This is a genomic window from Streptomyces gobitricini, assembly GCF_039532985.1.
GTDB lineage: Bacteria > Actinomycetota > Actinomycetes > Streptomycetales > Streptomycetaceae > Streptomyces > Streptomyces gobitricini.
Genome location: NZ_BAAASR010000001.1, coordinates 167,456 through 181,186, shown reverse-complemented (window position 1 = coordinate 181,186; position 13,731 = coordinate 167,456). Strand labels below are relative to the sequence as shown.

General features: G+C 73.4%; 14 protein-coding genes. 9 read left to right on the top strand and 5 right to left on the bottom strand.

The window, feature by feature from the left end:
- The first annotated feature begins 420 nt into the window (after window positions 1–420).
- From ABD347_RS00765 to ABD347_RS00750, 4 genes are read left to right on the top strand one after another with little or no spacing between them, the layout of a single operon-like run.
- A complete protein-coding gene (locus tag ABD347_RS00765) occupies window positions 421–870 on the top strand; it encodes a hypothetical protein (RefSeq protein WP_344355217.1) in 450 nt (149 codons plus the stop codon).
- A 33-nt stretch (window positions 871–903) separates the two neighbouring features.
- Complete coding sequence (locus tag ABD347_RS00760; RefSeq protein WP_344355215.1) at window positions 904–1,452, top strand: toxin; 549 nt, start codon at window positions 904–906, stop codon at window positions 1,450–1,452.
- 15 nt (window positions 1,453–1,467) lie between these two features.
- A complete protein-coding gene (locus ABD347_RS00755) occupies window positions 1,468–2,694 on the top strand; it encodes an MAB_1171c family putative transporter (protein WP_344355213.1) in 1,227 nt (408 codons plus the stop codon).
- A complete protein-coding gene (locus tag ABD347_RS00750) occupies window positions 2,691–3,272 on the top strand; it encodes a hypothetical protein (protein WP_344355212.1) in 582 nt (193 codons plus the stop codon). The genes ABD347_RS00755 and ABD347_RS00750 overlap by 4 nt, the downstream gene beginning before the upstream one ends.
- Window positions 3,273–3,318: 46 nt before the next feature.
- Here the strand turns inward: ABD347_RS00750 and ABD347_RS00745 are convergent, their stop codons facing one another.
- Entirely contained in the window at window positions 3,319–3,720 is a 402-nt protein-coding gene (locus tag ABD347_RS00745) for an SsgA family sporulation/cell division regulator (protein ID WP_344355210.1), read from the bottom strand.
- Between the two features lie 146 nt (window positions 3,721–3,866).
- Here ABD347_RS00745 and ABD347_RS00740 point away from each other — a divergent pair, with 146 nt between their 5' ends.
- Complete coding sequence (locus tag ABD347_RS00740; protein ID WP_344355207.1) at window positions 3,867–5,084, top strand: D-alanyl-D-alanine carboxypeptidase family protein; 1,218 nt, start codon at window positions 3,867–3,869, stop codon at window positions 5,082–5,084.
- Window positions 5,085–5,168: 84 nt separating this feature from the next.
- Window positions 5,169–6,107: a nucleoside hydrolase gene (locus ABD347_RS00735; protein WP_344355205.1), complete on the top strand. Its 939-nt coding sequence runs from the start codon at window positions 5,169–5,171 to the stop codon at window positions 6,105–6,107.
- Here ABD347_RS00735 and ABD347_RS00730 read toward each other — a convergent pair whose 3' ends face one another.
- Window positions 6,108–6,281 carry a DUF418 domain-containing protein gene (locus ABD347_RS00730; RefSeq protein ID WP_344355202.1) on the bottom strand — a complete coding sequence of 58 codons (174 nt, stop codon included), beginning with the start codon at window positions 6,279–6,281 and terminating at the stop codon, window positions 6,108–6,110.
- Here ABD347_RS00730 and ABD347_RS00725 point away from each other — a divergent pair.
- The 3 genes from ABD347_RS00725 (at window position 6,280) to ABD347_RS00715 (ending at window position 8,299) form a co-directional block, all read left to right on the top strand.
- A complete protein-coding gene (locus ABD347_RS00725; RefSeq protein ID WP_344355199.1) occupies window positions 6,280–6,666 on the top strand; it encodes a hypothetical protein in 387 nt (128 codons plus the stop codon). The two genes, ABD347_RS00730 and ABD347_RS00725, sit on opposite strands and share 2 nt — an antisense overlap.
- Window positions 6,667–6,887: 221 nt before the next feature.
- Window positions 6,888–7,073: a hypothetical protein gene (locus ABD347_RS00720; RefSeq protein ID WP_344355197.1), complete on the top strand. Its 186-nt coding sequence runs from the start codon at window positions 6,888–6,890 to the stop codon at window positions 7,071–7,073.
- A gap of 20 nt (window positions 7,074–7,093) precedes the next feature.
- Complete coding sequence (locus ABD347_RS00715; protein WP_344355195.1) at window positions 7,094–8,299, top strand: threonine synthase; 1,206 nt, start codon at window positions 7,094–7,096, stop codon at window positions 8,297–8,299.
- A 177-nt stretch (window positions 8,300–8,476) separates the two neighbouring features.
- Here the strand turns inward: ABD347_RS00715 and ABD347_RS00710 are convergent, their stop codons facing one another.
- The 3 genes from ABD347_RS00710 to cobN are packed head-to-tail and all read right to left on the bottom strand — an operon-like array spanning window position 8,477 to window position 13,704.
- On the bottom strand, window positions 8,477–9,346 hold the full coding sequence (locus ABD347_RS00710; RefSeq protein ID WP_344355193.1) for an SDR family oxidoreductase: 870 nt from the start codon (window positions 9,344–9,346) through the stop codon (window positions 8,477–8,479).
- 24 nt (window positions 9,347–9,370) lie between these two features.
- The gene (locus ABD347_RS00705; RefSeq protein WP_344355190.1) at window positions 9,371–10,063 is read right to left on the bottom strand and encodes a GNAT family N-acetyltransferase; all 693 of its coding nucleotides are present in this window, start codon (window positions 10,061–10,063) and stop codon (window positions 9,371–9,373) included.
- On the bottom strand, window positions 10,060–13,704 hold the full coding sequence (gene cobN, locus ABD347_RS00700) for a cobaltochelatase subunit CobN (protein WP_344355188.1): 3,645 nt from the start codon (window positions 13,702–13,704) through the stop codon (window positions 10,060–10,062). The genes ABD347_RS00705 and cobN overlap by 4 nt, the downstream gene beginning before the upstream one ends.
- Window positions 13,705–13,731 lie beyond the last annotated feature (27 nt).

Here is a 13,731-nt window from a genome sequence, read left to right as displayed (position 1 = left end):
CACGAACCGGCGGCGCACCGGCCCGGATTGTCACGCGAGTGAGCCATGCGCCGGTGCGCCCGCCGGGACGGATCGAGCCAACACCGGAAAGTCGGCCGGACGCCGAGCGGGTGCGCTTGACGAGGTGTCATAATGCGCGTGTAGCCCATCGTGCGTCCCCCGTCGCGATGGGCTACACCCCTGTCAGGAGCTCCTGTCGGGAGCCCGGCGGCGGGGCATGCACGGGCAAGGGACTCCCCTCGTGGCCCCCTGCCCGTGTTTTTTCGAGTTAACAGTGACGTAGAGTGGTTGCGCAAGCCTGTTTCCGCTGCGGGATCGGGATGCTCCGCTTTGTCGCTGATGCAAAGACGTCGACGTTCTGTGTCGATTACAGTACGAGCCCGTCGACCGAACTCGATAAGCGCGCAACGTGGGGACCCGATGGAAAACGGCGAAGGGCGCACGCCCGAACTGGGGACGCTGCAGCAGAAGGTCGAGTACATGGTGGAGAAGACCTTCCCCGGCCAGAAGGTGTCCGGGCGGGTCTTCGCCGACCTGGTGAAACAGCGCGGCGGCTCCCTCTCCCACAGCTATTTCTCCAACATACTGGCGGGCAAGGTCACCGACCCCTCCGAGGACATCCTCAAGGCGCTCGGGCTGGGTTTCGGCGTCGACTGGCGGTTCTTCAAGGACGAATCGGAAGTCGTCGACGATGTCGTCGCAGGACTGCAATTCCTCGCGAAACGGCGCACCGGTGAAATCCGCGGAGTCGCCGCACGCGGCAACGACGAGGACGGAATCACGGCGGAGCTGCTGGAGTTCGCTCTCGCGCTCCTGGAGGAGAGCGCCCAGCGGAAGGACACCGGCGAAGGGCTGCCGGACGGCCGGTAAAATCGCGGATCATCACGAGGGCAAGAGGCGTCCATGTCCATGCGCGAGCTGCGGAAAGAGTGCGAAGCCGGACTGGCGGACCTGCCCATCCCCGCTCCCTTCACCGTCGAAGGGCTGGTGGCCAACATGGAGGCCGCCCGGGGCCGCACCATCGTCCTGCGCGAACTGCCCGACAGCCTGGCACGCGTGAACGCGGCCTGCGGCCTGCGGCTCAGCTCCGGCACGACCAGCGTCGTGCTCTACCGGCGGCGCCCCACCGCCTACCAGACGCAGCACGTCATCCTCCACGAGCTGTGCCACGAGTGGTTCGACCACGGCACGTCCCTCGACGCCGACCGTCTGCGCCGACTGCTGCCCGTCTTCGACACCTCGCTGATCTCCCGGATGCTCGCCCCGGGCGCCAGCGTGCAGGCCCGCGCGCAGTACGACACCCACGACGAGCGGGTCGCCGAGCTCGGGGCGTCGCTCATACCCCGGATGGCGCGGGACATGACCAGTGATGACATGGTGGGGCGGCTCGCCAATTCCCTCTCACGGCCGGTCGCCCACCGGCGGCGCGGCCTGTTCCGCCGTGACCGCTGAGACCGAGGACGACCCGTGACCGCGCTCGACCTCGCCGGCTACCTGATAGCCGGCCTGATGACCGCCGTGGCCCTGTGGCGGATGCCGGCCGCCCTGTGGGGTGCCGAGGAGGACCGGCGCCGACGCGCGCTGTGGGGCTGTTACGCCGGGTTCGCCGCCGCCCTGTGGACCAAGACCGAGGCCGTGCGCAGCGCGCTCAACAACAGCCCCGTCGTCGACCTCGCGGTCCTCATCAAGCACTACACGTCGACTCTCGCGATCCTCGCCATCCTCGGCTACATCGTGGCCATCTACGGCCACTACCCGGACGAGGGCACGGTGCCGAGGCACGTACGGTTCGCGCGGACCGTCCAGCACGTGGCGGCGAAGGCGTCCGTCGCGACGCTGATCGTGCTGACGGTGCTGTTCTTCACGGTCGTCGACCGGTCCGTCCCCTCCGACCGGTTCGTCTCCGACCACGCCGGGCAGTGGGGCGCCACCCTCTACATGAGCGTGTTCTACCTGTACCTGGGCGCCGCGTCCGCCGTCTGCGCGTACCAGTGGGCGCTGGCCACCGGCGACGCCCGGTCGCGGCACCTGCGGGTCGGGCTCGGCATGATGACCGCCGCCATGTTCATCGGCGTCGGCTACACCGTGAGCCGCACCCTGTTCCTGTGGGTCAGCGTCGTCCACCAGCCCGGTCACGCCTTCGCACAGGGCTTCGACAAGGCCACCGAGCTGGCGCAGATCGTCCTGTTCGCCCTGTTCGCGGTGGGCGCGTCCGTCCCGGCGTTCGTCAAGGGCTGGCGCCGGGTGAGGCTGTGGCGGGCGCAGGCGCGACTGCATCCGCTGTGGCGGGAGTTGATGACCGCCTTCCCCGACCAGCCCTTCGAGCCGCCGGCCTCGCTCCCACGGGAGCTGACCCGGTTCGGCACCCCGGCCGACCTGCGCGTCGACCGGTGGGCCGCCGACATCGCCGACGCCGTCGAGAAGCTGCGGCACTACGTGCCCGACGGCCTGGTCGGCGCGGCCGCGGACGCCGCGGGCGGTTCCGGGCCGCTCGCCGACGCGTACTGGATCAGGGCGGCCCTCGCCGCGAAGGCGGGCGGCGCCCCCGCCGGGAGGGCCGCGGCCGTCGAGCAGAGACACGCCACCGACCAGGACGGCGAGGTGGCGTGGCTGGTGCGGGTGGCGTCCGCGTACCGGAGGACCGACGCCGGACGCGCCCGCGGCCTCCTCGCGTCACTGGAGCGGACCGTATGAGCGCCCCCACCACCGGTACGGCCGCGCGGACCGTCACCGACGTCTTCCAGCCCCGCAACGTCCTGCTCGCCGGCATGCCCGCCATCGGCTGGGCGGCGGCCGGTCACTGGTCCGGGCTGCTGTGGGGCCTCCTCGGCGCGCTGTGCGCGGGGCTGGTCCCGGCCGGGTACATCGAGTGGGAGCGGGGGCGCGGGACGTGGGGCGACCGGCACGTCGTCGACCGCGCGAAACGCGCGCCGATCTTCCTCGTGATTCTCGGCTCCATCGGCACCGGCTCGGCGCTCATGGTCCTCGGGCACGCCCCGGCGGGAATCCTGGCGGCGATGCTGGCGCTGTGGGTGATGACGGTCGGGCTGCTGGCGGTCAACACCGTCTGGAAGATCTCGGTCGACTCGGCCGTCGCCTCGGCCGTCGTCGCCCTGCTCTCGGTGGTCCACTCGCCCTGGTGGCTGACCGCGTACGCGATGACCGCCGCCGTGTGCTGGTCCCGCGTGGCACTGCGCTACCACACGGTGGCCCAGACGGTGGCCGGGGCGTCGCTGGGCGCGGCGACGGCGGCGGCGTCCTGGCTGCTGTGACCCGGCGCTCAGGCCGTGCCCCCCGCGGTGCCGCCCGCGGTGCCGCTCAGCCGGCCGCCAGGAGTTCCGCCAGGAACGCGTCCAGGTCCTCCAGGCGTTCCCGGCCGGCCGGCACCTCGTCGTAGGTCCGCTCCAGGAAGCGCCGGAGCGACGGTGCCCACACGGTGAACACGGTGGTGTGCGCCAGCTCGATACGCAGCTCCTCGCGGGTGCCGTTGAGCACCGGCCACATCCGTACGTCACCCTCGCCGACCGGGTGCGCCATGCCGTCCCGCAGCATGTCGCGGTCCAGACGCCACTCGGCGTACACGAACCCGCCGTGGGTGAAACCGACCGTGACCGCGTACGGGTCGCGCGCGTCGTAGGTCAGGTGGGACAGGACCGGAAGCTCTTGGCCGTCCGGCGACAGAAGCCGCATGAAGACCTTGTCGCGCAGGACCGCGTTCATGTCGTTCCTCCAGGGAGATGTGACGGGAGCCCCCTTGCGGGTGCCCCGGGAAACACGAGTAATGCGGGCCGACCGGGCGACCCCCGGTACTCCGGTCGGCGGCACACCGCGCTGCGCCCCGTCCGGCCCGTCCCTACCGTGACTGAATGATCGTCAGCTCTTTCATGGCCGCCGCCCTGCTGCTCCTCCCCTCCGCGCCCGCCGACCGCGCTACCGGGCCACGCCCCGTCGAGCCGGTGCCGCCGCCCGCCGCCGTACGCGTCGACCCGGTGGTCCTGCACCGCCCCGGCACCCAGGTGCGCCTGCCGCCGGGCGTCAAGGCGCCGCCCCGGCTGTCCGCCCGGTCCTGGCTGATCGCCGACGCCGCCACCGGCGACGTCCTCGCCGCCCACGACGCCCACCGGCGCCTGCCGCCCGCCTCCACGATGAAGACGCTGTTCGCGCTGGCCCTGCTGCCGGGCCTGCCGCCCGAGCGGCAGCACACGGTGAGCGAGCACGAGCTGCGGGGCATCGGCGACGGCAGCAGCCTCGTCGGCATCCGCGAGGAGATCACCTACCGGGTCGCCGACCTGTGGCGCGGGGTCTTCCTCAGCTCCGGCAACGACGCCGTCCGCGTCCTCGCGGGCCTCAACGGCGGCTGGGAGGCCACCGTCCGCAAGATGCAGGCCACGGCCCGGGTGCTGGGCGCACACGACACCCGGGTGGTGTCACCCGACGGGTACGACGCGCCCGGCCAGGTCTCGTCCGCGTACGACCTGGCGGTCTTCGGCCGCGCGGGGCTGCGCAACCCGGACTTCGCGCGCTATGCCGCGACGCCCTACGCCAAGTTCCCGGCCGGCCGCTGGTCGTACGGCATCCGCAACACCAACCGGCTGCTCACCGGCGCCGACGGCGTGAAGCGCTACCCGGGGATCCTCGGCATCAAGAACGGCTACACCAGCCACGCGGGCCACACCCTGATCGCCGCCGCCCGCAAGGGCCCCCGCACGCTGGTCGTCTCGGTCATGAACCCCCGGCGGGGCGGCGCGTACGCCGTGTACGAGGAGGCCCGCGACCTGCTCGACTGGGGCTTCGCGGCGGCGCCCCACGCCCGCCCGGTGGGCTCCCTGCTGCCCCCGCGCGCCGCCCTCCCGGTGCGCGCGGCCGCCGCCCCGCAGGCTCCCCGGGCACGGAAGGCCCCCAGCGCCCCGCCGACGCCCCCGGCCCCGCGCTCCGTCCCGCCGACCGCCGCCGTCTCCGTCGCCACCCTGCCGGTGCCGGGCCAGGACGACGGCCCGCGCCTCCTGCTGCCCCTCACCTTCGTCGGCTCGGCCTGCCTGGCGGCGGCCACCCTGTGGTGGGTGCGCCGGCGCACGGACGAGTGACGCGGCGGAGGGGGCGGCGGTGACGGCGGGGGGTGTGGCGGGGGCGGGGGGCTTGGCGGGGCCCCGATCGGTGACACTGCCCCCATGACACCCATCCCCGTGATCCTCGACTGCGACCCCGGGCACGACGACGCCTTCGCCATCATGCTGGCCGCCGCCCACCCCGCCATCGAGCTCCTCGCGATCACCACCGTCGCCGGCAACGCGACCGTCGCGAGGACCGCGCTCAACGCCCGCCGCGTGTGCACGGTCGCCGGGATCGAGGGCGTACCGATCGCCGCCGGCCTGGCGCGGCCCCTGCACGGCGCCGGGATCGTGGCCGGGAACATCCACGGCGAGTCCGGCCTCGACGGCCCCGGCTTCGGCGAACCGGCCGTCCCGCTCGACCCGCGCGACGCGATCACACTGCTCCGCGAGACGCTGCTCGCCCACCCCGTCCCCGTGACGCTGGTCCCGACCGGCCCGCTCAGCAACGTCGCCGCGTTCCTGCTCGCCCACCCGGGCCTGGCCGCCGAGCGGATCGACCGGATCGTGCTGATGGGCGGCTCCACCGGGCGCGGCAACCGGACCCCGGCCGCCGAGTTCAACATCGCCGCCGACCCGGAGGCCGCCGACATCGTCTTCTCCAGCGGCCTGGACGTCACCATGATCGGCCTGAACGTCAGCCACCAGGTCCCGGCCGCCCCCGACGTGCTCGCCCGTCTGGAGGCGCTCGGCACGCCCCTGTCCCGGCTGTGCGTCGAGCTGCTGACGTTCTTCGGCACCACCTACCGCGAGGTCTTCGGCTTCGCCGCCCCGCCGTTGCACGACCCGCTGACCGTGGCCCACCTCATCGACCCGGACCTGATCACCATGGTCCGCGCCCCGGTCCGCGTCGAGCTGACCGGCACTTACACGCGCGGCGCCACGGTCGTCGACCTCGACGGTGTCACCGGCCTCCCCGCCAACGCCCGCGTCGGCACCGCCGTCGACGCCCCGGCGTTCTGGGACCTGATCGTCGACGCCGTACGCACCCTGGGGTGACTACCGCCCCAGGGCCCGCTTCTGTACGGACTCCAGCGGCCCGGCCGGGAAACGGCGCAGCCACCAGGTGGAGAGCACCAGCAGCACCAGCCGGCGTACGGGCAACGGCTCCTGTGCCGTCATCGTCTTCGGGCCGCTGCCCCGACTCTCGCCATCCCACCCAAGGAAGAACATGCACCTCATCAAAGCTCGCACGTCCGCCGGTTTCGCCCTGGCTGCCGCTCTCGGGCTGGCCGGCTCCCTGCTGGCCATCGCGGAGGCTCCCGCTGCGAACGCCGCCTGCAAGCCGAAGTGCAAGACCATCACCGACACCGGCGTCAAGGCAGTGTTCAGGTACGGCTGCGGCGACGCCAAGGGTTACGTGGAAGACACCAAGAAGGACGGGAGGGACGCTCGGGTCTCGTTCTTCACCTATGGCGGCAAGGAATCGAAGGTGACCGTCGCCAGCGGCAAGGGAGACCGGACGGATTTCGACCGCAACGGCACCTGGGCCGAGGTCTGCGTGTGGCGCTACCACAGCATTCTCGGTGGTTCCACCCCCAACTGCGACGACCTCTAGTACCCACCCGGTCCGCCCGCCCGGCGCGACCGGGACTCGCGCCGGACGACTACCCGCTGGCAACTCGGGGCGTATCGATAAGCGGAGGACGGACCTGTGCAACCTCATCCGTTCGCACGCCCGCAATCATGACGCCCAAGCTCTGTATGAGCGTGCACGCGAGACCGTCCGGCCCCGGAAGGGCGCCCGTTTCGCCCCTGTTGGGTGGGTACTCGAGTGCTATGAACACGCAAGCGGCCCCCAGCAGTGACAGAGACGCGAACGCCGCCACATGGGCGGTGTTCGAGCAGCCGATAGCCATGAAGCGCGAGATCCGCGGCCGTATCCGCACGCACCGGCCCGCCGTCGACGACGGAGTGGCCGAGAACGGCCTGGTGGAGGAGAACATCGTGCGGGGCGAGGACTGAGCCACCCGTAGGCTCGGCGCATGACCGCCTCCGCCGTCTCCCTCGCCAACGCGCAGCGCTCGCTGGGTGATCCGAGCCTGCGCTACCCCCTCCACCCGCCGCTCCTGCGGGGCTGCCCCCGCACCGCGACGCCCGGGCTGGTCTTCCCCGTGGAGGTGGACTACGCCTACGAGGACGTCCCGGCGGACCTGTTCACGTCCGCCCCCCGCCGCGGGGGCCTGGACCGGTGGGCGCCGCTCCTGCCGCCGCTCGACGCACCCGGGCTGGGCGAGGGCGGGACCCCGCTCGTCCCGATCGGGGACGGCGTGTGGATCAAGGACGAGTCGCGCAACCCCACATGGAGCCACAAGGACCGCCTCAACCGCGTGGCGGTCGGGGCGGCCGTCCACATGGGCGCCGAGGGGATCGCCGTGGCGTCCTCCGGCAACCACGGCGCCTCCGCCGCCGCCTACGCCGCCCGCGCCGGGCTGCGCTGCGTCGTACTCGCCTCGGCCGGCGCGCCGCCCGCGGTGGTGTCCTTCCTCCGGGCCTACGGGGCGGACGTCGTCGCCGTACCGGCGGAGGCGCGCTGGCCGCTGCTCGCGATGATCAGTGAGCGGCTCGGCCACCACACCGTCAGCAACCTCACCCCCACCCACACCGGCCACCCCTTCGGCCCGGAGGGGTACAAGACCATCGCGTACGAGATCCACGCCGACCTCGGGGTCCCGGCCGCGGTGTTCGTGCCCACCGGCTACGGCGAGCTGCTGTTCGGCGTCTGGAAGGGCTTCCGTGAACTCCGCGACCTGGGTGTGACGGACCGGGTGCCCCGGGTGTTCGGGTGCGAGCCCGCGGCCGGGGGCCCGCTCGCGGCCGCCGTGCGGACCGGGGCGCCGGCGGCGGTGGTGGACACCGGCGCCACCGACGCGTACGCGATCGACTGCTCCGTCGGAGGCAACCGCGCCGTGCGGGCGGTGCTCGACAGCGGGGGCGACGCGCTCCTGGTGACGGACGAGGAGCTGAGCCGGGCCAGGGACGAACTGGCCCGGCAGGGCCTGTGGGCCGAGCTGTCGGCCGCGGCCGGTCTGGCCGGGTTCCGCCAGTGGGCCGCCCGCGAGGGGGACGCCGACGGCCCGGTGGTGTGCGTGTCGACGTCCAGCGGCTTCAAGGACCTCGGGGTGGGCGGTGATCCGCTGGAGCCGGTCGAGCCGACGTGGGAGGCCCTGGCCCGGGCGCTGGGCCGCTAGGCCGCCGGGCCCCAGGGCAGCCGGGCCGCAGGGCACCAGGGCAGGTGGGCACCAGGGCCGCAGGGCACCAGGGCAGGTGGGCCCCGGGGCCCTTGCGCTGGGCCACCGGGTCAACGCGCCGCCGGGTCACCAGCCCACCAGGTGGGCGTAGCGGTCGTGGGCCCGGGTGGTGGGCCGCTAGGCCGTCAGGTGGGCGTAGGAGCGCGGATGGGCCGCGAGGTACTCGCGCAGCGTCATCGGGGCGTGGCCGGTGAGGCGGCGGACCGTGTCGGCGACCGTGCTCATCTCGCCGGTGGCGATCGCCTCGTAGGAGGTGACCCAGCCGGCGACCTCCCAGTGCTCCGCGCCGTACCCCGCGCGTGAGGCGTAGGCCTCGGCCGGGGTCTCCGGGACGTAGCGGACCTCACGGCCGGCCGCCCGCGACAGCTCCTCCGCCACCTCGGCGAGGGTGAGGGCCTCCTCGCCGGTGATGTCGTAGGTGGCGCCGTCGTGCTCCGAGCCGCCGCTCAGGACGGCCGACGCGACGTCCGCGATGTCCTCGTGGGCCACCGCCGCGACGCGCCCGTCACCCGCCGGGCCCCGGATGACGCCGTCCTCGCCGGTCATCGCGGCGAACCCGGCGAGGTACCAGCTGTCGCGCAGGAACGTGTGGGGCACGTCCCGGGCCTCGATGTACCGCTCTGTGTGCCAGTGGTCGCGCGCGAAGGTGAACGTCGCCTGGGGCGCGGCGCCCAGGAACGACACGTACACGATCCGTCCCACGCCCGCCGCGAGCGCCGCGTCGACCGCCGTCCGGTGGTCCTGGATCCGGTCGGGGCTCTCGTGCGCCGACACCAGGAACAGCGTGTCGGCGCCGTCCAGGGCGCGGCGCATCGCCTCGCCGTCCCCGTACGGCGCGGGCGCGGCCTTCACCGCGCCCGGCAGGTCCGGCAGCCGGGCGGGGTCACGGCCGAGGAGCCGGGTCTTGAGGCCCTGGCCGGCGAGGCGGCGGGCGACACGGCCGCCGACACGGCCGCTCGCCCCGGTCACAGCGATCACGGATGGCATACCGCCGAGTCTGCCTCGGCAGGCTCAGGCGTACACCTCGGTGACCTCCAGCACGCGCGCGGTGATCCGCCCGTCCGGCGTACGGTCGGGGTCGGCCAGGTAGGCGCGGTAGGCGTCCTCGCAGGGGAACCTCACCAGGTGGACCTCGGACAGTCCGTCGGCCGTCCGCAGCCGCCGCTCCAGCCGCCCGCCGTGGCGCGGGAGGAGGGCGAGCGCCCTCTCCTCGTACGCCAGGGCCTCCTCCAGCGCGTCGGCCGGGTAATCCAGCACAACGGCCAGCTGGAAGGCCGGTGCGCCCGGGGCGTCCAGCGGCTTGTAGAAGTGGACGTCCACGTTCCCGCCGGGGACGCCCTCGGAGCGGCCGGTCTCGACGTACCCCAGGCGCCGGTAGAAGGACGGCGCCTGGAACGAGAACGACGACACGATCACGCGGTCGCAGCCGCGCCGCCGCGCCTCCTCCTCCGCCGCGCGCATCAGCCGCGTACCGAGCCCGGTCCCGCGCTGGTCGTCGCGGACCCACAGCATGCCGACGCCACAGAGCCCGCCCCACGTCCAGCCGGTGAGGCCGCCGGTGATCTCGCCGGTCGTGTCGTCGGTGGCCCGCACCGACAGCTCGGTCTCGTCGGAGGCGCCCGTGGCGGCCCGGTTGAAGGCCGTCAGCTCCTTGTCGAGGCGCGCGGACAGTTCCTTGTCCTCGCCGCCCACCGTGATGGTCACCTGTCCTCCAGGTCGCCTTCGCTCTCCAGGTACACCTGCCGCAGCGCCTCCAGCACCCGCGGGTCGGGCTTCTCCCACATGCCGCGCGACTCGGCCTCCAGCAGCCGCTCGGCGATGCCGTGCAGGGCCCAGGGGTTGGCCTCCTGGAGGAAGGCCTTGTTCTCCGGGTCGAGGACGTAGGTCTCGGTGAGCTTGTCGTACATCCAGTCGGCGACGACACCGGTCGTGGCGTCGTACCCGAAGAGGTAGTCGACGGTCGCGGCCAGCTCGAACGCGCCCTTGTAGCCGTGGCGGCGCATCGCCTCGATCCAGCGCGGGTTGACCACGCGGGCCCGGAAGACGCGGGACGTCTCCTCGACGAGGGTGCGGGTGCGCACGCTCTCCGGCCGGGTCGAGTCGCCGATGTACGCCTCGGGGGCCGTGCCCTTCAGCGCGCGGACGGTGGCGACCATGCCGCCGTGGTACTGGAAGTAGTCGTCCGAGTCGGCGATGTCGTGCTCACGGGTGTCGGTGTTCTTGGCCGCCACCGCGATGCGCTTGTACGCGGTCTCCATCTCGGTGCGGGCGGGCTTGCCTTCGAGGCCGCGCCCGTACGCGTAGCCGCCCCACACCGTGTACACCTCGGCGAGGTCGGCGTCGGTGCGCCAGTCGCGCGAGTCGATCAGCTGGAGGATGCCCGCGCCGTACGTGCCCGGCCGGGAGCCGAAGATGCGGGTGGTGGCGCGGCGTTCGTCGCCGTGCTCGGCGAGGTCGGCCTGCGTGTGGGCGCGGACGAAGTTGTCGGCGGCCGGCTCGTCGAGGGAGGCGGCGAGGCGGACGGCGTCGTCCAGGAGCCCGATGGTGTGCGGGAACGCGTCGCGGAAGAAGCCCGAGATGCGCAGCGTCACGTCGACGCGCGGGCGGCCCAGCTCGGCGAGCGGGATCGGCTCCAGGCCGGTGACGCGGCGCGAGGCGTCGTCCCAGACCGGGCGGACGCCGAGCAGGGCGAGCGCCTCCGCGACGTCGTCGCCGGCGGTGCGCATGGCGCTGGTGCCCCACAGGGACAGGCCGACGGAGGTGGGCCAGTCGCCGTTGTCGTCGCGGTAGCGGGTCAGCAGCGAGTCTGCGAGCGCCTGGCCGGTCTCCCAGGCGAGGCGGGACGGCACGGCCTTGGGGTCGACGGAGTAGAAGTTGCGGCCGGTCGGCAGCACGTTGACCAGACCGCGGAGCGGGGAACCGGACGGACCGGCGGGCACGAAGCCGCCGCCCAGGGCGTGCACGGCGTGGGCCAGCTCGTCGGTGGTGGCGGCGAGGCGGGGCACGACCTGGCGGGCGGCGAAGTCGAGGATCGCGGTCACCTGCTCGCCGTGGCCCTCGGCGACGGCGGCGACGGCGGCCGGGTCCCAGTCGGCGGCCTCCATCGCCTCGACCAGCGCGCGGGCCTTGGCCTCCGCCTCGTCGGCGCCTGTGCGGGTCGCGGCGGACTCGTCCAGCCCGAGGGCCTCGCGCAGGCCGGGCAGGGACTGCGTACCGCCCCAGATCTGGCGGGCGCGGAGGATCGACAGGACCAGGTTGACCCGTTCGGGGCCGGTGGGGGCGCCGCCCAGGACGTGCAGGCCGTCGCGGATCTGGGCGTCCTTGACCTCGCAGAGCCAGCCGTCGACGTGGAGCAGGAAGTCGTCGAACCCGTCGTCGTCCGGGCGGTCCTCCAGACCCAGGTCGTGGTCGAGCTTGGCGGCCTGGATCAGCGTCCAGATCTGGGCGCGGATGGCCGGCAGCTTGGACGGGTCCATGGAGGAGATCTGCGCGTACTCGTCGAGCAGCTGCTCCAGGCGCGTGATGTCGCCGTACGACTCGGCGCGGGCCATCGGCGGCACCAGGTGGTCGACGAGCGTGGCGTGGACGCGGCGCTTGGCCTGGGTGCCCTCACCCGGGTCGTTCACCAGGAACGGGTAGATCAGCGGGATGTCGCCGAGGGCGGCGTCGGGGCCGCACGCGGCGGACAGGCCCGCGTTCTTGCCGGGCAGCCACTCCAGGTTGCCGTGCTTGCCGAGGTGGACCATGGCGTCGGCGCCGAAGCCGCCGTCCTCGGCGCGGGCGGCGATCCAGCGGTAGGCGGCCAGGTAGTGGTGCGACGGCGGCAGGTCGGGGTCGTGGTAGATCGCGATCGGGTTCTCGCCGAAGCCGCGCGGCGGCTGGATGAGGATCAGCAGGTTGCCGCGCCGCAGGGCGGCGAGGACGATGTCGCCCTCCGGGTTGGCGGAGCGGTCGAGGAACATCTCGCCGGGCGGCGGGCCCCAGTGCCGCTCCACCTGCTCGCGCAGCTCCCCGGGGAGCGTGGCGTACCAGCGCTTGTAGTCGGCGGCCGGGATGCGGACCGGGTTCCTGGCCAGCTGCTCCTCGGTGAGCCAGTCCTGGTCGTGGCCGCCGGCCTCGATGAGGGCGTAGATGAGTTCGTCGCCGTCACCGGAGGCGAGGCCCGGGACGTCCTCGTCGCCGAAGTCGTACCCCTCCTCCCGCAGCCGGCGCAACAGCGCGACGGCGGAGGCGGGGGTGTCGAGGCCGACGGCGTTGCCGATGCGGGAGTGCTTGGTCGGGTACGCGGAGAGGACCAGCGCCAGGCGCTTGTCGGCGTTCGGGATGTGGCGCAGCCGGGCGTGGCGTACGGCGATCCCGGCGACGCGGGCGGCGCGCTCGGCGTCGGCGACGTACGCGGGCAGGCCGTCGGCGTCGATCTCCTTGAAGGAGAACGGCACGGTGATGAGGCGGCCGTCGAACTCGGGGACGGCGACCTGGCTGGCGGCGTCGAGCGGCGAGAGGCCCTCGTCGTTCTCCTCCCAGGCGGCGCGCGAGCCGGTCAGGCACAGGGCCTGGAGGATCGGCACGTCGAGCGCGGCGAGGGCGCCCGCGTCCCACGACTCGTCGTCACCGCCCGCCTGCGCCTCGGCCGGCTTGGTGCCACCGGCGGCGAGGACGGTGGTGATGACCGCGTCGGCCGTCCGCAGGCTCTCCAGCAGCTCCGGCTCGGGGGCGCGGAGGGAGGCCACGTAGAGCGGGAGGGCCTGGCCGCCCGCGTCCTCGATGGCGTCGCAGAGGGTGTCCACGAAGGCGGTGTTGCCGCTCATGTGGTGGGCGCGGTAGTACAGGACGGCGACCGTGGGACCGATGGTGGTGCGGGCGGTCCGCTCCAGCGGGCCCCAGGTGGGGGCGGCGGCCGGCGGCTCGAAGCCGTGGCCGGTGAGCAGGACGGTGTCGGAGAGGAAGCGGGCGAGCTGCTCCAGGTTGTCCGGGCCGCCGTGGGCGAGGTAGGCGTGCGCCTCGGCCGCGATGCCGATCGGGACGGTGGAGGTCTCCATCAGCTGGGCGTCGGGGGCCTGTTCGCCGGTGAGGACGACGAGCGGCTTGCCGGTCTCACGGAGGGCCTGGAGGCCTTCCTCCCAGGCGCGGATGCCGCCGAGGAGGCGTACGACGACGAGGTCGGCGCCGTCGAGGAGGCCGTCCAGGTCCTGGACGGGGAGCCGGGCGGGGTTGGCGAACCGGTACTCCACGGGGCCGCCGGCCGCGCGGGCGCTGAGCAGGTCGGTGTCGGAGTGCGACAGCAGCAGGATCGTCGTGGCGGGCGCCGGGGCGGGCGCCGTCTCGGGCGTGGTCGCGTGCGTCATGACGTGCGCAGGCCTTCCTCGGGGTGT